The sequence below is a fragment of the Paeniglutamicibacter sp. genome, assembly GCF_046714615.1.
Classification (GTDB): domain Bacteria; phylum Actinomycetota; class Actinomycetes; order Actinomycetales; family Micrococcaceae; genus Paeniglutamicibacter.
Genome location: NZ_JBKKAP010000177.1, coordinates 11941 through 31206, shown reverse-complemented (window position 1 = coordinate 31206; position 19266 = coordinate 11941). Strand labels below are relative to the sequence as shown.

Annotated in this window: 19 protein-coding genes and 1 pseudogene; 10 read left to right on the top strand and 10 right to left on the bottom strand. The window is 66.2% G+C overall.

Going from position 1 to position 19266, the window contains the following annotated elements:
* Both nadA and ACLQ7E_RS20780 read right to left on the bottom strand, forming a co-directional pair.
* Positions 1-1133, bottom strand: a 1133-nt coding sequence (gene nadA, locus ACLQ7E_RS20785; RefSeq protein ID WP_411734482.1) for a quinolinate synthase NadA, incomplete at its 3' end; no start/stop codon positions are given.
* Positions 1130-1858, bottom strand: coding sequence for an NUDIX hydrolase (locus ACLQ7E_RS20780; protein ID WP_411734481.1), 729 nt, complete (start codon positions 1856-1858; stop codon positions 1130-1132). The genes ACLQ7E_RS20780 and nadA, both read right to left, overlap by 4 nt.
* A 159-nt stretch (positions 1859-2017) precedes the next feature.
* Here ACLQ7E_RS20780 and ACLQ7E_RS20775 point away from each other — a divergent pair, with 159 nt between their 5' ends.
* The 7 genes from ACLQ7E_RS20775 (at position 2018) to ACLQ7E_RS20745 (ending at position 9212) form a co-directional block, all read left to right on the top strand.
* Positions 2018-2317 carry an ArsR/SmtB family transcription factor gene (locus tag ACLQ7E_RS20775; RefSeq protein ID WP_411734480.1) on the top strand — a complete coding sequence of 100 codons (300 nt, stop codon included), beginning with the start codon at positions 2018-2020 and terminating at the stop codon, positions 2315-2317.
* 19 nt (positions 2318-2336) lie between these two features.
* Positions 2337-3305, top strand: coding sequence for a TIGR03086 family metal-binding protein (locus ACLQ7E_RS20770; RefSeq protein WP_411734479.1), 969 nt, complete (start codon positions 2337-2339; stop codon positions 3303-3305).
* 26 nt (positions 3306-3331) lie between these two features.
* On the top strand, positions 3332-3778 hold the full coding sequence (locus ACLQ7E_RS20765) for an SRPBCC family protein (RefSeq protein ID WP_411734478.1): 447 nt from the start codon (positions 3332-3334) through the stop codon (positions 3776-3778).
* A gap of 125 nt (positions 3779-3903) precedes the next feature.
* Entirely contained in the window at positions 3904-4218 is a 315-nt protein-coding gene (locus tag ACLQ7E_RS20760) for an antibiotic biosynthesis monooxygenase family protein (RefSeq protein WP_411734477.1), read from the top strand.
* Between the two features lie 62 nt (positions 4219-4280).
* Positions 4281-5783 (top strand): SWIM zinc finger family protein, encoded by a 1503-nt coding sequence (locus ACLQ7E_RS20755; protein ID WP_411734476.1) that lies wholly within the window; start codon positions 4281-4283, stop codon positions 5781-5783.
* On the top strand, positions 5780-8311 hold the full coding sequence (locus ACLQ7E_RS20750; protein WP_411734475.1) for a DUF6493 family protein: 2532 nt from the start codon (positions 5780-5782) through the stop codon (positions 8309-8311). The genes ACLQ7E_RS20755 and ACLQ7E_RS20750 overlap by 4 nt, the downstream gene beginning before the upstream one ends.
* Before the next feature lie 88 nt (positions 8312-8399).
* Positions 8400-9212 (top strand): alpha/beta fold hydrolase, encoded by an 813-nt coding sequence (locus ACLQ7E_RS20745; RefSeq protein WP_411734474.1) that lies wholly within the window; start codon positions 8400-8402, stop codon positions 9210-9212.
* Positions 9213-9369: 157 nt separating this feature from the next.
* Here the strand turns inward: ACLQ7E_RS20745 and ACLQ7E_RS20740 are convergent, their stop codons facing one another.
* The gene (locus ACLQ7E_RS20740) at positions 9370-10692 is read right to left on the bottom strand and encodes a TrkH family potassium uptake protein (protein WP_411734473.1); all 1323 of its coding nucleotides are present in this window, start codon (positions 10690-10692) and stop codon (positions 9370-9372) included.
* 192 nt (positions 10693-10884) lie between these two features.
* On the opposite strand from ACLQ7E_RS20740, the gene ACLQ7E_RS20735 reads away from it, so the two are divergent.
* Complete coding sequence (locus ACLQ7E_RS20735) at positions 10885-12339, top strand: DUF4118 domain-containing protein (RefSeq protein WP_411734472.1); 1455 nt, start codon at positions 10885-10887, stop codon at positions 12337-12339.
* Entirely contained in the window at positions 12336-13010 is a 675-nt protein-coding gene (locus ACLQ7E_RS20730) for a response regulator (protein ID WP_411734471.1), read from the top strand. Before ACLQ7E_RS20735 ends, ACLQ7E_RS20730 begins: the two co-directional genes overlap by 4 nt.
* Positions 13011-13147: 137 nt before the next feature.
* Here ACLQ7E_RS20730 and ACLQ7E_RS20725 read toward each other — a convergent pair whose 3' ends face one another.
* The 7 genes and pseudogenes from ACLQ7E_RS20725 to ACLQ7E_RS20695 all read right to left on the bottom strand — a co-directional run bounded on the left by ACLQ7E_RS20725 (position 13148) and on the right by ACLQ7E_RS20695 (position 17269).
* Positions 13148-13360 (bottom strand): DUF6480 family protein, encoded by a 213-nt coding sequence (locus ACLQ7E_RS20725; RefSeq protein WP_411734483.1) that lies wholly within the window; start codon positions 13358-13360, stop codon positions 13148-13150.
* A 300-nt stretch (positions 13361-13660) separates the two neighbouring features.
* Positions 13661-14583 (bottom strand): annotated as a pseudogene (locus ACLQ7E_RS20720) (SDR family oxidoreductase).
* A 68-nt stretch (positions 14584-14651) separates the two neighbouring features.
* Positions 14652-14780, bottom strand: a complete 129-nt coding sequence (locus tag ACLQ7E_RS20715) for a hypothetical protein (protein ID WP_411734470.1) — start codon at positions 14778-14780, stop codon at positions 14652-14654.
* 27 nt (positions 14781-14807) lie between these two features.
* The gene (locus ACLQ7E_RS20710) at positions 14808-15065 is read right to left on the bottom strand and encodes a DUF4235 domain-containing protein (RefSeq protein ID WP_411734469.1); all 258 of its coding nucleotides are present in this window, start codon (positions 15063-15065) and stop codon (positions 14808-14810) included.
* A 46-nt stretch (positions 15066-15111) separates the two neighbouring features.
* Complete coding sequence (locus ACLQ7E_RS20705; protein ID WP_411734468.1) at positions 15112-16215, bottom strand: hypothetical protein; 1104 nt, start codon at positions 16213-16215, stop codon at positions 15112-15114.
* A 4-nt stretch (positions 16216-16219) separates the two neighbouring features.
* Positions 16220-16477: a hypothetical protein gene (locus ACLQ7E_RS20700; RefSeq protein WP_411734467.1), complete on the bottom strand. Its 258-nt coding sequence runs from the start codon at positions 16475-16477 to the stop codon at positions 16220-16222.
* A 132-nt stretch (positions 16478-16609) separates the two neighbouring features.
* Positions 16610-17269 carry a hypothetical protein gene (locus ACLQ7E_RS20695; RefSeq protein ID WP_411734466.1) on the bottom strand — a complete coding sequence of 220 codons (660 nt, stop codon included), beginning with the start codon at positions 17267-17269 and terminating at the stop codon, positions 16610-16612.
* Between the two features lie 487 nt (positions 17270-17756).
* On the opposite strand from ACLQ7E_RS20695, the gene ACLQ7E_RS20690 reads away from it, so the two are divergent.
* A complete protein-coding gene (locus ACLQ7E_RS20690) occupies positions 17757-19262 on the top strand; it encodes a fumarylacetoacetate hydrolase family protein (protein WP_411734465.1) in 1506 nt (501 codons plus the stop codon).
* The last annotated feature ends 4 nt before the right edge of the window (positions 19263-19266 follow it).

The window sequence follows — 19266 nt, the reverse complement described above, 5'->3', positions numbered from 1 at the left end:
CGGTACATCGTGGAGCAGGGGCAGATCACCGGGTCCAGGCAGAAGATGGTGTGCTGGGGGTACTCGGCGGCGAGCCGGTTGACCATATTGATTTCGGTGCCGATGGCGAACGTGGTGGGTTCAGTGGCGGCCGCGATGGCCTTTTTGATGAAGTCGGTGGACCCGGCGGAGTCGGCTGCGTCCACGACTTCCATGGGGCACTCGGGGTGGACAATGACGTTGACGCCGGGGAAGTCGAGGCGGGCCTTCTCGATCTGGGCCACGTTGAAACGCTTGTGGACCGAGCAGAATCCGTGCCAGAGGATGACGCGGGAATCCAGCAGTGCCTGCCCGTCGTTGCCGCCGAGCTCCTTGCGGGGGTTCCACATGGGCATCTGCTCCAGCGGCACGCCCATGGCCTTGGCGGTGTTGCGGCCCAGGTGCTGGTCCGGGAAGAAGAGCACCCGCCGGCCGCGCTCGAAGGCCCACTCGAGCACCGTGGCGGCATTCGAGGAGGTGCACACGATCCCGCCGTGCTTGCCCACAAACGCCTTCAGCGCCGCGGAGCAGTTCATGTAGGTCACCGGGATGACAGCGGCCTTGCCGTCAGCGGTGGTTTCGTCCGCGTAGAGGTCCATGAGCTGTTCCCAGCACTCCTCCACGGAGGACTCGTCGGCCATGTCCGCCATCGAGCAGCCGGCAGCCAGGTTGGGCAGGATGACCTTCTGCTCCTTGCTGGAGAGAACGTCGGCGGTCTCGGCCATGAAGTGCACGCCGCAGAAGACGATGTACTCGGCCTTCTCGCGGGCCAGCGCCGCGTTGGCCAGCTGGAAGGAATCGCCAATGAAATCGGCAAAGCGCACGACCTCGTCGCGCTGGTAGTGGTGACCCAGGACCACCAGGCGCTCGCCGAGGGTTTCCTTGGCGGCCAGGATCCGGGCAGTGAGCTCCTCGTCGGAGGCCTCGCGGTATTCCGCCGGGATGTCCCCCTGGCGCGGGGTGCCTGCCGGGGCCACGTCTTCCTGCGAGGACCCCGGGCCGTAGGCCGCCTCACCGGTGTCAAAGAGCCAGGGACCCTTGGTCAGATCGGTGTTGCAGCTGGCTTCGGGTGAAACGAGCTTCAGGGTCTGAAGGGTGGCTTGGATGCTGCTCATGAGATGTTCTCGCTCTCAAGGGGATGGGTGGTTGAGCCGGTGTAGCGATAAAGGCGTGGGGGGCGGTGCTTGCCGCCGGAGAGGAAATCGTCGGTTTCCTCGATGTTTGCCGCCGTGCGCAGTTGGCGGCGGAAGTTTGCGGGATCAAGGGCCTTGTCCAGGACCGCCTCGTAGACCTCGCGGACCTGGGCCAGGGTGAAGCGCTCGCCGAGCAGCCGGTGGGCGATGGAGCCGTATTCGACCTTGTTGCGCAGCCGCCACAGCGCGTATTCGATGATTTCCCGGTGGTCGAAGGCCAGGTTGCCCAGCACCTCGGGGTCATCGGCGCGGAACCAGGCGACGTTGGGGTCATCGAGCAGCACCGAGGTGGCAGTGTCGTGGGGATCGTCCTCGCGGACCAGTGCCCAGTAGACGATGGAGACCACCCTGCGGGTGGGCGAACGGTCCAGGTCCCCGAATGCGTAGAGCTGTTCAAGGTAGCGCGGGATGAGCCCGGTGGTGTCGCGCAGGTTGTTCGCCGCCGCGTCGACCAGCGAGTCGCGGGGCCCGAGCGGGCCGCCGGGCAGTGCCCATTGGCCGTGGAAGGGTTCGCGGGTGCGGCGCACCAGGGGCAGCCACAGGCCCTTGCGCCCGGTGCGTTCGTCGTCGCGCAGCGAAAAGATCACCGTGGACACAGCAAGTGCCGGTGGTTGCTCGCGGCGTTCCGCCACATTCGAAAACGGCAACCGATCCACCTTCCTAGTTAGTGTCATATTGACCAGAACTAACAATACGATGCCGTGCCGCCTGCCACAAGCCCTGTGACGCGCAAGATTCCCGGCAAGTCGATGCCGCTCGACACAAAGGGGTTGTGCAATACGTTAGCGATCGCTAACGTATCTCTTGTGCCTGACGTTCTGGAAACCGCTGCTGAACCCACCAGGCGCGCCCTGCTCCAAATCCTTGCCGACGGGGAACGCACCGTCAGTGAACTGGCCGAGCGCTTCCCCGTGACCCGCTCGGCCATCTCCCAACACCTGCTCTTGCTGGCCGAGGTTGGCCTGGTCACCGCCAGGAAAGACGGCCGCAACCGGTACTACAGGCTTGACCCTGCCGGAATGGCCACGTTGCGCCGGGCACTGGAGTCCTTCTGGACTTCGGAACTGGACCTGCTGGTGGCCGAGGCCACGGGCCTTCAATCATGAAAAACCAAGGAGACCTCCGATGTCCATTGAAAAATCCGTGTTCCTCCCGCTCGACCCCGAGGCCGCATTCGAGCTGGTGACCCGGCCCGAACGGCTGCGCCGCTGGCAAACCGTCGCCGCCCGCATGGACCTGCGCGCCGGCGGCGAATACCGCTGGACCATTACCCCCGGCCATTCCGCGGTCGGACAGATCAAGGAAGTCGAGCCCGGCAAGCGCCTGGTCTTTGACTGGGGCTGGGAAGGCTCCGAATCCGCGGCCTCCACGGTCACCATCACGCTGGAGCCGACCGACGGCGGCACCCAGCTCACCCTGCTCCACGAGGGCCTCGCCACCGAAGAGGTCGCCGGGCACACCGAGGGCTGGAACCACTTCATGGAGCGGCTCGTCCGCTTTAGTACCGACGGAGACGCCGGGGCAGATGACTGGGCAGCGCTTCCGGATCCGATCAACGAGCTCAGCAGCGCCGAGGCGACGCTGGCCATCGTCCAGCGGGTTCTGCACCAGCTCAAGGGATCCCACAACGACCTGTCCACGCCGTGCGAGAACTTCAGCGTCACCCAACTGGTGGACCACCTGGTCGGGTCGGTCACCGGCATCGGCAAGGCCCTGGGCGTGGAACTGATTGATGACCCGTCCGCCTCGGCAGAGTGCCGCGTGGCCGACGCCGCACAGGCAACGCTCGAGGCATTCACGAAGCGCGGACTGACGGGCACCATCGACATGGGCTTCGCCGAGCTGCCCGCAACCATGATCGCGAACATCCTGAACCTCGAGTTCCTGGTCCACGCCTGGGACCTGGCCACGGCCACCGGCGCCGACCTGGAAGTTGCCCCGGGGCTCTCGGACTACGTCCTGTCACTGGCCCGCAACACCATCAGCCCGCAGATGCGTGGCGCCAGCTTTGCCGAGGAGACCCTGGTCGACGAATCCGCCGCCAGCCTCGAACGCCTGGTGGCCTTCACCGGCCGGGAAGTCTCCGCCCGCTGAACGGGCCGGAAAACCTAGGAGCGCCAATGGTCGACGTCAAGTGCGAGATCGTGATCCAGCGGCCGCGCGCCGCCGTGGCCGGGTTCGCGGCCGATCCCGAGAACACCCCCAAGTGGTACGCAAACATCGGCTCGGCCATTCACCGGGGCGGCCCGCCGTTGGGTGTCGGCACGCTCGTGGACTTCGGCGCCCGCTTCATGGGGCGCGAGTTGAACTACACCTACGAGTTTGTTCAGTGGGTGCCCGGCAGCAAGTTGGTCATGCGCACCGCCCAGGGTCCCTTCCCCATGCAAACCTCCTACACGTGGAGCGACGAGGGCACGGCAACACGCATGGTCCTGGCCAACACCGGTGAACCTGCAGGCTTTTCGAAGGTCGCCGGATTCCTGATGGCCCCCATGATGCGCCGGGCCATGGGCAAGGACCTGAGGAAGCTCAAGGCCCTGCTCGAGTCAGGGGAAGCCGAGCGCTGACCCGCCGACCATTGCGCCCACCCGGGCTTCCCTGCCGGGGTGGGCGCAGCGGCGTTGTGGCGCGGACGAGACCGTCCGCGCCACAATTTCGCATCGATGTGCCGGGTTGGTGCAGACTGGGATGCATGATCACCGAACACGCATTGCTGCCAGTCATCGCAGGAATGGAAGACGAATTCATGACCGCCTTCGAGCGGGCGCGCCCCCTCATCGCGGCCACCGAAGGCTACCTCGGACTGCAGCTCTCCCGCAGCATCGAAACGCCCAACCATTTCCTCCTGATGGTCTCCTGGGAGTCCGTCGAGGCACATACCATCGGCTTCCGCGGATCCGAGAACTACCTCGAATGGAAGCGCCTGCTGCATCGCTTCTATGAGCCGTTCCCGGTCGTCGAACATTTTGAGGCACTCGAACATCTTTCGAACCTCGGCCTCGGTTAGCATTGGACCAATAAGCCCGCGCGGCCTCCCGTCGGCGGCCATCGCGAGAAGGTGACCCGTCCATGAGCACACCCCTCACCACCTCCGCGGTTGATGGCCCGCAGCGGGTCGCGCAGTCCTACCGATATGGCCGCGGCTCGAGACTCGTGGACCATGCGGGGGTGCCCCGCATGCACTTGGCCACCAGCGGCGGGATGGACACAAACCGGACACAGGTTGCCAATCCGTATTTCTACTCCGGGTTCCCCACAAATCCCATGACCGTGGCCGCTGCCCTGCTGGCGGTGGCCAGGGTCGCCCGGACCCGGTACTACGTGCCGCCGGGAATGCTGGCAGCCATCCTGCGTGCGGCGGATCCGATCATCACCTCGACTCCCGAGGGATTGCGTTTTGAATCCTTCAGCGCCTGTTGCGGCGTCCATGCCCGGCTCGATATCCCTTCCACGTCGTTGGATACCGATTTCGTTGCCAGCGGGGTGACAAACATCGACGTCAACCCTCCCCTGCGACAGGCGCTGGCGGGGCTGCGCAACGGCGAACCCCTGCATCTGGCCATCGGGGAAGCGGATGTGCGGGTGCGCACCCTGGACGCCGAGCTCACCGAGGAGAAGGTGGAGCTGCCGAGGCGCTGGCTCAAGGGCCTGTGCGAGGTCCAGGCTTCGGGCGCCGGGATGAAGTTGCGCCACGAGCTTGGGCCCGAGGAAGCCAGGCGCTTCATCGGCTCCCTGCCTCGCACCAGCTCCACCCGCACGGTCATGTGGGCCACCCGGGCCGCGCGCTCGCTGCGCCTGGCCTCTCGCCCCGGCCCGGGTTCCGTGTCCCTCGCCGGGCCCGAACGACTGCTGGCCCTTGAACCGCTATTGCGTTTTTCCACGGGCCTGCGCGCCTACGGGCCGGACATCGATGCCGGATCGCTCCCCGCTGCCAGCTGCTGGGTGCTGGACATGCCCGGTGCCCGCCTGAGCGTGACACTCAGCCCCGAAAAGTCACGCGGGTTTTCCGGCGAGGGCGGCACCCTGAACCCGCTGTCCTCCGCGGCGGCCCCGCCAGACGCGCTGCTGCTCGACGCGGCCCTGGCCTTCGACTCCACCATCGACGTTCAGGAGCTGGGCCGGCGGACCGGGCTCCAAGCCCCTGCTGTCGCAGACGCGCTGGCCGTCCTGGCAACCTCCGGCCAGGTCGGCTTCGATGTCGCCGCCGGAACGTACTTCCATCGGCCGCTGCCCTTTGACACCGGCAGCATGCTGGGCCTGCACCCGAGGCTGGCGGGTGCACAAAGATTGGTGTCCCTCGATGCCGTCCGGCCCCTGGCGGCCTCGCCTTCCGAACCCCAAGCCGGCCCCGACGGCCGCTCATTCACTGTGCATTCGGGCGGCAACGGGTATGTGGTGCGCCAGCGGGACGGGGGTGCCGACAGTTGCAGCTGCCCGTGGTTTGCCACCCACCGCGACGGGCGCGGACCCTGCAAACACATCCTGGCCGCCCGCATCGTCCACCCACGTCCCGGTCCATCCGCCGTCGGCGCCGCTCCCTCACCCAACGCGCGAGACGGGCAGGAACCGTGAGCGAACGAAGCTACCAGGCGTGGGAATTCGACGAGGACCTCGATGACTTGGTCACCCAACCTGGCACCACCCTGGCGACGTTGAACGAGCGGTTCCTCAGGGTCACCGATCCCGCATCGCCAACGGCGTACCTCGACCGGGATGTCAGGGACCTGGCGATGCGCTGGACCCAGCGCCGGGACTTCGTGTTCGTGAGGCTTGCCGAACTTTTCCACGGCGTGCAGTTGGTGCACGACGACGACTACGTGCTGGCGGCCGTGGGCCACCTCGGCGGGCGCACCGACACCGGCGGGGTTCGCAGGTTCATGCTGAGGCACGACGATTACCTTCGCGAACACGTTTTCTGGCGCTTCTTCGAGGTCGAAGGCGGCGGGGAAATATCCCTGGCCAACGTCGACAAGTTCAGCAACGGGAACCACTCGTGGACCGAAACGATCCTGGCGCTGGTCACCGACGGGGTCCTCGACCGCTCCCGCATCCTGCGCAGTTGCCTCGAAGCGTTGAACAGGGATTTTTCCGCCTATCGCGCCGGCTGGTTTTCCCGTTTGCATGATGCCCTGGCGCCCGACGCCGCCGAGGCCCGGGCCAACCAGGGCGACTTGCTGCGCTTGTTGGCCTCGACCAATTCCGCCACCACTGCCCTTGCGGTGCGGCAGGCACACCTCTTGCACAAGGCGGGAACGCTTGATGCCGAGGGCTTCATTCGCCACGCTTCCCCCGCGATGGCCGCGCCCAAGACCTCGGCGCTGAAGGTCCTGGCCATTCTTCGATCGCTGGCCGGCCCCGGGCCCGATGTCGACACATCCGGGCTCTTTGCCGCCGCGCAGCTGGGGATGTCCCATCCACACCACGACGTGCAGCGCGCGGCCACCTCCTTGTTGGCGGACTTCGCCCGGGATGACCTGCTGGCTGCCGGGTACCCGGGCTTGTCGCCCGCCGTGGCCACCGAGTTTGGGGAACGCCCGCACCCGGAAGCCTTGCCTGGGACCTCGGAGACCGTCGAATCCCCTGCCGGAGCCATGTTGGCGCAGGCCCCGGAGCCACCGAGGTGGCCGCACTCCATGCCGGTGCCCGGTTGGCCCGAGTCCGAGGTGCTGGAGCACTTTGCCTCCCTGTTGGAAAGGCCCGACGACCCGATTGCCTTCGAGCTCGCCCTGTCTTGGCTGGCCGCCCACGACGCCTCGGAGTTGTTGCGACCCCTGGCCCGGCGCGCGGCCAAGCTCGGCGAAGGGAACGAGAACGTGGTGGCGGATCTGGTCCTTGCTGCCACCGACCCGTGTTTTGCGTTCCGGCCGCCGACGCGCGCACGACGCGCACGGGACCTCCATGGGCCGGCGCTGTCATGGCCCGAGGACGGCTCAATCATTCCGGTTCTGTACAAGCGTGTGCGTGAGGTCGTGGAGATCCTTCAAGCGCGCGCGGGGCACCTCGAGCTGCTGGCGACGCCCACCTCAACAGGCGGATGGATCGACCCCGGCACGCTCGTACAACGCTTCCTCGCCAACGACGCGGCCGGTGCCAAGACACTCCAGCACGACACCGTCGCTGCCTTGCTGCGCATTGCCCCGGAGGGACGCCACTTGGCACTGGAGCTTCTGCAAGGTTCCACGCTCGGTCCCGCGAACACCGAGGCGGGCAGCGCCATCGCGTATGCCTTGGGTGGCCCGCCGGTGGCAATCAAAAACGCATCATGGTGGGTGGCGGCGGCAAGGGCCCGGGCACCGTTCGAGAGCGACAACCACCTGCTTGCCGCGGGGCTGGACACCCCGGGCCAGGGGCATCCGGCCATGCTGTCCCTCAACTGGAAATCCACTACCTCGTCCTTCAAGGAAAACGGCAGGATACGGAATTACACCTGGTGGCGGGTCGCGTCGGTCGCGGGTCCGCACGGGCCGGCGTCGGCCGAATTCCCCAGCAGCATCCCGTCCGCCACCAAGCTTTTCGCCGATCCCACCGCACTGGAAATCCGCCAGGTTGCCATGGCCTTCCCGCCCAGCACCCTGCCGCTGGCCGCATCATCCATCGTCACGCTGAACGCCGGGATTGATACGCCAAGCCCGGCGGCAGAGGACGCGGTCCTGGAGGCCATGGACATACATCCCGGGCGATGGGAAGAACCGACCGCCCAAATCCTGGCCTTGGCGCTCAGCGCCAAGCGGCCCGAAGCCCGCATCCGCGCCACCGAGCTGTTCGCCCGGGTGATCCCCCAGAGGTTTGGGATCGAGCCTTTTGTCGCGGCCATGGCCCACTGCGCCAGGGCGTGCATCCTCTCGCGCTGGGCAACCTCACTTGCCGATGCGGCAGGCATTTCCGCCTCTTCGGCCGAGGCGACCCGGGACGTACTGGCACATCTCTTGCCCCGGTTGGAGCACAACCACCACGGTGTCGGCAAACTCCTTCAGGTGTATCTGGAGGAAAGCATCCGTGCGGGCACCCCGCCAGCCTCCGTGGCCCTGCGCGAGTGGCTGGAAGGGTTTTCCGGCTCCTCCATCGCGGCACGGCACGCCAAACGACTCTTGGCGATGTAGGACGACGCCCACGCGCACCGATAACCTTCCGGGACGGACGAGCCGAGGAAACTCGCCAATCCGCCACTATTCTGAAAGGATCTGCCTCATGGAATCCACACACGACCACCTTGTCGAAGGCACCGCGAACGCCCTGGGACTGACCGTTTACGAGCCCGGCTCCCCCTCGGCGCTGCGCCCGGTGGTCCTGCTTCACGGCTTCGCCTCCTCGAGCGAGCTGAACTGGGTGAAGTCCGGGTGGATCCGGTCCCTCACCGAGGCCGGGCGCAAGGTGCTGGCCGTCGACCTGCCCGGCCACGGGACCTCCCCGGCACCCGAGGACCTGGACGCCTACACGCCCAGCCGGATGCGCGCGGACTTGCTGCAGCTGTTGATGGACCACGGGGTGACGGCGTTGTCCGGTAGCGACCCGCTGAGCGGTGTCGACCTGGTCGGATATTCCCTGGGCGCACGCCTGGCGTGGGAATTCGGCGGCACCCAGCCGCAGGTCGTCAACCGACTGGTGCTCGGCGGGCCCGCAAGCATCGACCCGCTGGCCGCCTTCGATCTCAATGCGGCCCAGCGGTTCCTGGCAGACGGCACGTCGATTGCCGACGAGTCGACCGCGGATTTGCTGCGCATGGCCCAAACCGTGGAATCCAACGACATGTTCTCACTGATGAGCATGATCCAGGCCATCAAGACCGAGCCCTTCTCCCCCGAGCAGATGGTCCCCACCATGCCCACGCTGCTGGTTGCAGGCGACGGCGACGCACTTGCGACCACCATGCCGCGGCTCACCGAGCTGCTGGCCACCCGCGACACCGAGAAATCCGTGTTGTGGCTGTCCGGGCGCGACCACGCCAACGCGGTGACCAGCCGGGAGTTCAAGAACGCGGCGGTCGCGTTCCTGGAAGCGTGATCCCGAGGGATACTGCACGACCGTTGCTTCGATTCATCCGGTGGGCGATCCCTTTGCTTGACCTTGAAGGGACGTGCCCGATACCGTGCGCGCGTACAAGTTCCTGGCCAACGGCGAAATGTGGTTTCCCTGCGCCCCGGAGCGGCGGCCGCATTGGTTAGCCGATGATGGGCCGCTCTTCAGGTAGCCGGAAGAGCCTGGACCGGAGGGAGAGCGCCAGCGCGGTGCTCACGGTGATGGTTCCGATACGACCGAGGAACATCAGGACGATGAGTACCACTTGGGCATTCGCCGGAAGGCCTGCAGTGATGCCGGTGCTCAGGCCGACGGTTCCGAAGGCCGAGGTCGCTTCGAACAGCGTCTTGTCCAGGCTGTGATCCGTAAAAGTCAGCAGCAGGAATGTTCCAATGATGACCACGGCGACGCCGAGCAGAGCGACAGTGAGGGCTTGGCGCTGGACCGGGGACGAGATGCTGCGGTGGGCGATGTTGACTTGTTCGTTGCCTCGGACCTCGTTCCAGATGGCGTAGCCCAGGATGAGGAAAGTCGCGATCTTGATGCCGCCGGCAGTGCCTGCGCTGCCGCCGCCGATGAACATGAGGATGTCGGTGACGAACAGCGTTTCGGGTGCGGCGGCACCGTAGTCGATGCTGTTGAATCCGGCGGTTCGGGGGAACACCCCTCCGGCCAGCGCCGCGAGCAGCTTGCCTCCCGGGGACAAGCCTCCGAGGGTTTCCTGCCGGCTCCATTCGACGGCGGCAAACAGGACCGTTCCGAGGATCAGCAGGGCGATGGTGCCGTAGATGGTGAGGCGGGTATGGACGGTCCAGGACCTCAGTCCGAATCCTTGCCGTCTGAGCTCGATGAGGACGGGGAACCCCAGCCCGCCGGTGATCAGGGCCAGGCAGATGGGGATGATGATCCATGGATCCTGCGCGAAGCCGATGAGGTTGTCGCTGTAGAGGGCGAAGCCCGCATTGTTGAAGGCTGAGACCGAATGGAAGACGCCGTGCCACAGGGCGGTCAGGGGATTCTCTTGGTAGACAAGCCAGAACCTGCCCGTGAGGAGGACAGCTGTGACGCCTTCGAAGAGCAACATGATCCGGGCCACCCGGAAGAGCACATCCCGCACGTCGCCCAGGTTGAGGGTATGGGTCTCGGACTGCGCAACGAGTTGTCCGTGGAGTCCGATCTTCTTCTTCAGCATCAGGGCCAGGAGTGTTCCGAGTGACATGATGCCGAATCCGCCGGCCTGAATGAGTCCGAGGATGACGGTGTGCCCGAAGGGCGTCCAGAACGTCGGGGTGTCCACGGTGATCAGTCCCGTCACGCACACCGCCGAGACGGCGGTGAACAGTGCCGGCATGAACCCTTCGCCGGCTTCCGCCGTGCGGGCTGCCGGGAGCATGAGCAGGAGTGTGCCGACCGAGATCATGCACAGGTAGGCCAGCGGAACCAGGCGTACCGGGTGAAGCAACACCCGTTTCAGGAACCCGACCCAACGGGCCGGTATCCGAGGGTTGTCCCGCTTCGGGACCAAGTTTTTTGAGACGGGCTGCAACACCATTCGACGTTACCTCCGGCCGATGGACGCCCGGCGGGGTTTGGCGTAAGGGTCCCGTAAAGATTCGGCCTCGTCGGGCATAATGGGTGAATGATCCGCGGCAGAAGCATGGGGAGAGCGGGTTCCGCCGCCTCCGGGCTGGGCCCGATGCGCGCCTTTTCCGGATTCTTTCTAGCGCTCGTCCTGCCGGCGGGAATGACCCTCCTGCTCTCTCCCTTCGACGAACTGAACCTGGCGACTCATGCCTTGGCACGGCTGTGCCCGGTGATTGTGGTCGCTTTCGTCGGAGGGCTGTGGCCGGCTGTGCTCGCGGCGGTCCTGGACGCGTTGTTCCTGAACTATTTCGTCACCCATCCGGTGGGCACGTGGACGGTCAATGACCCGCAGGACTTTTTTGTCTTGTTGGTCTACCTGGGGGTCGGGATTGCCGTGGCGCTGGTCGTGGGGCTCTCCGCCCGCCGCTCCCGGGCCGCCGCCCTCTCCAGCGCCGAGGCCGCCACGCTGAGCGAGTTGGCGCGTACGTCCCTGGCCGGTGACCAAAGTTCGGAGGAGTTCCTCGAGCAGCTGCGTGGGCAATTCCAGCTCAACGGGGTCAGCGTCTTCGAAGGCGTTGACGACGGATTGTGGCGGTTGCGTGCCTCCGCAGGTCCGGACGCGCCGCAGCTGCCGGAGGACGCCAGCACCCTCGACAGGCCGCGCCCCGGGCTGGCAATCGGGTTGAGGCAACCGGCGCCGGCAGGTGCGGATCGGCGTCTGTTGAACGCCTACGAAGCACACCTTGCTGCATTGCTGGAGCGTGAGAGGCTCGTGCTGCGCCTGCGCGATTCGGTCAAGCTCATCGAGGGCAACCGCGTCAAGACTTCGATCCTGCGCGCCGTTTCGCATGACCTGCGGACCCCGCTGGCCGGTATCGAGCTCGCCCTGACCGCACTGCGCCGCCAGCGGTCCAAGACCAGTGTGGAGCAGCAGGAAGAGATGTTGGACGCGGTTCAGAGCTTCACCGACCGACTCAAGGGACTTGTGGGGAACCTGTTGGACATGTCGCGGCTCTCCAGTGACAGCGTCCAGGTGCTGCACGAACCCGTCACCTGGCTGGAGGTTGTTCCCGAAGGGCTCGCCGGGGTTCCGGTCGGGGCCGTCCGCGTGGAGCTTGCCCCCAACCTGCCGCCGGTGGACGCGGATCGCGGGCTGCTTGAGCGGGCGCTGGCCAACATCGTGGAGAACGCCGCGAAGTACGCCTCCGGCACCGACATCGCGGTGCGGGCCACGGCCGGCAGCAGCCTGCATGCCGGGCCGGACGGCCGTCCCTATGGTGAGCTGCGCGTCGTGGATCATGGCGACGGGGTACCCGCGGGCCGGGTCGTGGCGATGTTCCAGCCTTTTCAGCGGCTCGATGACGCGTCCGGCGATGCAGGCATCGGCCTGGGACTGGCGGTTGCCAAGGGATTTATCGACGCCATGGACGGCCAGCTGCTGGCCGAGGAAACCCCCGGAGGCGGACTCACCATGGTCATCAGGCTGCCCCTCCATACCGGGTCGGCAACGTTCAAGGACGTGGAATGAGAAGCGTCCTGCTCGTCGACGATGAACCCCAGCTAGTCCGTGCCCTGCAAATCAATCTTGAAGCCGAAGGCTACGCCGTCACGACCGCCGCCGACGGCGCCAAGGCCCTGCGGGCGGCCGCTGCCCAGCCGCCTGACGTGCTCGTGCTCGACCTGGGGCTGCCGGACATGGACGGCACCGAGGTCATCCGCAGGCTGCGCACCTGGACGGAACTGCCCATTATCGTGCTCTCGGCCCGCCATGGCTCCTCGGACAAAGTCGAGGCCCTCGATGCCGGGGCCGATGACTACGTCACGAAGCCTTTCGGCCTGGATGAGCTCCTGGCCAGGCTCCGCGCCGTCGAGCGGCGTTCCTGGCCCGTACGCGAGGCCGGGACGGTGGAAGCAGGCGATCTGGAGATCGACTTGATGGCTGCAACCGTCACCCGGGCAGGACACCGGATCCGGCTCACCCCACGTGAGTGGGGGGTGCTGCAGTTGCTCGTCGAGAACCGGGGCAGGCTGGTGTCCCAGCAACAAATCCTCAGCGAGGTTTGGGGGCCGGCCTATGAAAAGGAAACCCACTACCTGCGCATCTACGTGGGCCAGCTCAGGCGCAAGCTGGAGCAGGACCCTGCAAACCCCCGGCATCTCCTAACCGAACCCGGCATGGGCTACCGGTTCGAAGCATAGTCCGGTACGCAGCTTGCGCGGACGCGGTGCAGCGGTCGCCAACCCATGGTGGTGCCGGTCAGGTTCCTGCTGGACTCGTGTTGGGCGTTGGCACGGTTTTAGACGTAGGCGGACATGCGGCTGCTCATGGGGTCGGGCTATTCTTCGTGCCCCTGGTCCTGGCTCATGGACCCCTCGCCCGGGGGCGTTTCACCCGGAGGGACTCCACCACCCGGTTCCAGGCCCGTGATCCTTTGTTCCACTGGATCGGGATTGGAAGTGGCGCTTGGGTCGAGTGAATCGATCTCGGCTGATTCGTCGGATTCCGGCGTCTGCTCATTCGCCGGCTCGAAGGCTGATTTCTCGGTCATCGCGATATAGTCCTGTCTGTCGAATTCGGTCCCGGGGTCTCCGAGGCTGGATGTTGCCATCCCGGTGTGACTCCGGGAATTACCGGGGATGTCGGACCATTCCGGATCGTCCGGCTGAAGGTTCAACGGATCCGCTTCAATCTCGCTCCCGCGCGCATTCGATTCTGCATCCCCTGGTGGCGGATCTGCGGCCAACTTTTCGTCGCTCCCCGGCACCGGCATTGATTGTTCCTTCCCCCTGGGAAGGTTCTGGCTGTCCATCGTGGATTCTCCTTTGAGTTTTCCCGCCCGGCATCTGGTTCAGGAAGTTGACTTGCCGCCGTTGACGTTCAGGGTCTCCCCGATGACGTAGCTGGATTCGGCCGACGCGAGGAATACGTAGGCGGGCGCCAGTTCCACGGGCTGGCCGGCACGGCCGAGGGGAACATTGTGCCCGAACTCCGGCAATGCATCCTTGGGCTGGCCGTCCGAGACCTGCCACGGGGTCCGGATGGGACAGGGCGCAACGGCGATGACGCGAATTCCGCGGGCGCCAGCTGCACGCCCATTCCCTTGGTGAACGCGTTGATGGCCGCCTTCGTCGAGGCGTAGTCCAACAGTGTCGGCGACGGGTTGTAGGCCTGGACCGAGGTCGTGTTGATGATGCTGGAGCCGGCCGGGCGGTGCTTGAGAGCTGCGCGGGTGGCGGTGAACATGGCCAGGATGTTGACCTGGAACGTCTGCAGGACCTGTTCGACGTCAAGGTCCTCGAGATTCTCGATGGCGATTTGCTTGCCGGCGTTGTTGACCAGGATATCCAGGCCGCCGAGTTTCTCCGCCGCCTCGTCGGCCAGCGAGTTGCGGCAGTCGGCGTCAAGGAGGTCCCCGGCCAGCCCGATGCCCACGCGCCCCTCGGCCTCGAACACGCCGATGACCTTGCGGGCGTCTTCCGCTTCCGCCGGCAGGTAGGCAATGGCGACATCCGCCACCTCCCTGGCGAAGGCGATTGCCACGGCCGCCCCGATGCCCGAATCGCCTCCGGTGATCAGTGCATTGCCTCCCTTGAGCCGCCCCGTCCCGACGTAGGATTTTTCGCCGTGGTCGGCCTGGGGATCGAGCTTGGCGTCGAGGCCGGGTTCCGGCAGGTCCTGTTTGGGCGGCGAGATCCTGGGGTGGCGGGTGACGGGGTTGTCCGGGGAAAGCTGGGCTCCGGAGTCGGGCTTGAGGAGTTCGCGCTCATCCATGGGAAATCCTCCAGTCTTCGTAGACGTTGTGCTCGTACGATTCACGCTAGGGCAAAGTCCCGCGGTGATCAATGAATCCGCAGTCCCGGCGGATCCTGTCGCTGCAAGCCGAATCGCAAGGTCTTGGCGGCGCCGGAGGCCTCCTCGTCCTGCGGCGCCACCACCCGGCCGGCCGCGTCGTCGTCACGCCGTTCCATCGCGGGTTCCTTCCCTTCCCCGGTTGCCTACGGGGTGCGATTTTTCTCGACCATGTTCTGCGTCCAGCGCTTGGTGACGGCCTGGATAACCGATGCGGTGGCGCCGGAGATGACGGCGAAGGCCAGCACCTTGCCGATCTTCTCGCGTTGCTGCGCTTCCGGGTTGGTCACGGTGGGAGGCTGTTCGCCGGTGGCCCGCTTCCAGATTGCACCGGAGATCCGCGCCCCGGCCAGTCCGGCCAGGAGCGAGATAGCGATGGTCAGGGGCTTGGTGAATAGTTTCATTGTTCTCCTTCGATGGTGTGCCTATTTCATGGTTCTGGTGCCGCGGCTACTCGTCGTCGCCGTCCTCGGTCAGGCGGATTTTCCGGCGTTCGTACTCCCGACTGCTGAAGGTCGCCTTGCGCACGGATTCCTCGTTGTCCAGGCTCGAACCCAGGGCACCGGCCAGGGTTCCCAACGACGCGGAAAGCCAGGACAGATTCACGTATTCGCCGAAACCAACTCCGTGCCCCAGCTCCAGGGCCAAAAACTGGGCGTCGATGATGATCAGGGCTCCGGCGAGGATGACGGCGAACAGCACGAGATACATCAGCAGGATCGCGGAGACTATGGTCATCACCGTCGCCAGGTTGTAGACCACTCGCTTCTCCCGATGGCGGACGCCGACGGGCCGTTCCCAGAGGCCGTTGTGCAACACCAGCCACGACCCCATGCCCATCACCGACAGCAGGCTGATGAGGGCAAGCCGCTGCGGCGGAAGGTAGTCGGCCATGCTCCAGATGCTCGTGTAGAAGACGCCGAAGGCACCCGTGGCCAAGGCGGCGGCCATGGCCGTGGACAAGCTGGGCACCAGTCGCCACGGCCGGTTGCTGCGCACCATCCCCAACAGCAAGAGCAGGCGGCCCCTGAGGCCCTTGACGGTTTCGAAGGCGTCGTCCTCCGCCTGGACCGCCTGGACCCGGCGCTCGACGGAAAACGGGTCCACGGTTGCGGATACCCGGCCGTCGTCCCGAAGGTAGGGGTCACCGACACCGTGCAGGGCGGCAAGGACCTGTACCACCGCCCGCTGCAGCCGCTTGCGGCGCACAATGCCCAGGGCGGGCAGGACCACGACGGCGGATCTGGAGCCGGCGTTCAGGCTGGTTGCCACCGGCTCGCCGTTCTCGTACTTGGGCAGGTCTGTCAGGTAGATCAGGTAGTCCCACTGCCCCGCTTCGCGCAGTTGGCGGGCATGCTCGTTGAGTTCGACTTCTCCGTTGGTGTCCAGTGGAAGCGAAAACTCCTCGACCTCCAGCTCCCATCCGGTGGCCGAGTCCAACGTTGCCCCCAACTGGGCGGGCAGGGTTTTCTCCAATTCCAGGGCACGGACCAGCGGCATGCCGGCGTCGGCCATCAAGCCAACCACCATTTTCCGATCCGGCCGCGTGGTCATCTCCCTACCCCGCGTCGAAGCGCTCTTCGTCCTCGGACGGCGCATCGGTTCCGGCTTCATGGCTGCCGGTTCCCGGCCGCGCCTCCGCGTCGTCGGGCAGGTGCGTGGCCAGATACTCGGAGTCCTGGAACGAATCGACGGTTCCCGGATCTGCCGGGCCTTCGAGGGGATCAACGTCGGAAATTGCTCCGCCGCCGAGCTCCACGGCGTCCTCGGGGTATTCGTCCTCGTGTTCGGGACCGTTGGGGGAATTAATCGACATGTCTCGTCTCCTTGAGTGGTGTGGCCCGTTGGGAGTCGTACCTGACTGGATCCAGGCATGGAATCCGCCGGTGTCGTGGCTCCCACGCTACTGTTGCGGCATGTCGATGCCAAGTGATTTGCACGGCGAGCCCTAGTGAAAGGGATCCACCTCCGCGAGCAGCTTGCCGAGCCTGGTGTGGACGCGCTTGAGATCGGGCATTTTCACGGGCAGCGATGCGGCGCGGTCGCGCTGGTGGTCCGGCGCGGTCTCGGACAGGGTGTTCCAGCAGTCCAGGCCCACATAGAGGCGGTCCTGGCAGCCCGCAGCACCGGGGGCATGAAGGGCCCGGGCGGCGAGGAGGTCTGCAGTCGCATCGGCGGATACTTGCGCCCCGTACAGCCGGTTTTCCGTATCGCGCGCACTGGTCAGCGCCAGCGTCATCCGCAGGCCGCACCCTTCTTCGCCGTGGTCCCGGCACCACGGCTGGCAGTCGTCCAGGTTGTGCTCCGCCGGGCCCAGCGCCCTCCAGCCCGCCTGCCGGGGACCGGAACCGGGCCGAGCCTCCGACCGGTGCGCGTCCCCGCTGCGAACCAGTGCCAGGAACCTTCCCAGCTGCGCATGGATGGTGCTCATGCCCGGGACGTCGGTCTGCAGGGAGGCTTCGGGATCGCGCCGGCGATCGGAAACCACATGCCTGAAATTGAGGCAGGTCCAGCTCGCCGGCGCATCGGTCCCCGGCTCCCAGGCATCGGTGCCGACCACGAATTCCAGCTCGTTGGCTTCCGCACCCGTCGTCTCGATACCCGCCAACCGCTCCCTGCCGTGGAGCATTGGCGGCCGGGAGTACAGCCGGGTACGCGAAAGACAGTCCCCGTCACAGTCCCGGGCGGGGCTTTTGCCGCACCACGGGAGGCAAGGGCTTGTGGGTTGCATGGCGGTGGCCCCTGGGGCGAAGCGGGATCGTATCCATCGAATCCTGCCGGCCCGCTCCGACATTTTGCGGCGGGAGCGGCCGCCATCGGGGTTTGGCTGCACGTCGGCAAATCGGTGGATGGTGTTCACCCCGCCGTTTTAGGCTTCCAAGAGCGGGCGGCCGCAGGGTGCGCAGGCGAAGGGGCGAAGTACTCGGAGGTGCAATTTTTTTCGTCCGCCCGGCACGCAATTTTCCGCGCGATTCCGGGGTCGTAGGCGCGGCCCCCCAGTGCCGGCCGAACGTGTCCGCCGACACGCCTTGACAAGTGCGGAGATGCGCATCACACTAGATCGTATACGATTTCATACACAACAGGAGGAAACCGTGAGCAGCGACGCCACAGCCACCGAATTGGTTCAGGTCGACCAGTCCATCTTTGACAAGGCCGGCAAGGTCCTTGCGGTCCACCTCTCCTACTCCTCGCGGGCAGCACAGCGAGGCCGCACCCCGGCCTTCCCGTCGTACTTCATGAAGGCATCCTCCTCGCTGGCCACCTCCGGGTCCACCGTCGAGCGCCCCGCAGGCACCGAACTGCTCGCCTTCGAGGGCGAGATCGCCCTGGTCATCGGCAGCGACGCCCGCCGCGTCTCGGTGGAGCAGGCCTGGGGCCACGTCGGATACGTGACGGCCTCCAACGACCTGGGCGTGTACGACATGAAGTACGCCGACAAGGGCTCAAACATCCGCTCCAAGTCCGGCGACGGCTACACGCCCATGGGCCCTGTGCTGCTGCCGGCCGCCTCGGTTGATCCGGCTGCCCTGCGCATCCGCTCCTGGGTCAACGGCGAGATCGCCCAGGACGCCTCGACCGCCGAGCTCATCTTCTCCTTCGCGCAGATCGTCGCCGACCTCTCCCAGCAGATGACGCTCAAGGCAGGCGACGTGATCCTCACCGGCACCCCCGCCGGATCCTCCGTGATCATCCCGGGCGACCTGGTCGAGGTACAGGTCGACGACGAGGCCGCCGGCCTGTCAACCGGACGCCTGTCCACCACCGTGGTGGAGGGCACCGACACCTTCGCCGCATTCGGCAACCAGCCCAAGATCACCGACGCCGACCGGATCGACGCCTTCGGCACCGCCGCCGATGCCGGTGTCGTTTCCCCGATCACCGGCAAGGAGGCACTGACCGAGACGGTCAAGGCCAAGCTGCTCTCGGTGGCCACCGCGACCATCTCCGGCGCGCTGCGAAAGCGCGGACTGAACAACGTCTCGGTCGACGGACTGCAGGCCACCAAGGGCATGACCAAGGTCATCGGCACGGCCCGCACGCTGCGCTACGTTCCCAACCGCGAGGACCTGTTCAAGACCCACGGCGGCGGCTACAACGCCCAGAAGCGCGTCATCGACGACATCGGCCCGGGCGAAATCCTGGTCATGGAGGCCCGCGGCGAAAAGGGCTCCGGCACCCTGGGCGACATCCTGGCGATGCGCACCCAGGTGCGCGGCGCCGAGGCCATCATCACCGACGGCGGCGTCCGCGACCTCGACGCCGTGGCGGCCCTGGACATCCCCACCTTCCACAACGGCGCGCACCCCGCGGTGCTCGGGCGCAAGCACGTGCCGTGGGACACCGATGTGGCGGTGGGCTGCGGCGGCACCACCATCGTCCCCGGTGACATCGTCATCGCCGACGCCGACGGCATCCTTGTCATCCCGCCGCACCTGGCCGCGGAGATCGCCGACGAAGTTGTCGAGTCCGAACGCCAGGACACCTTCGTGTTCCTGAACGTGAAGAACGGCAACAAGATCCAGGGGTTGTTCCCGATGAACGCGGACTGGAAAGCCAAGTACAACCAGTGGGTCGCCGACGGCGAACCGGAATTCTAGGCCG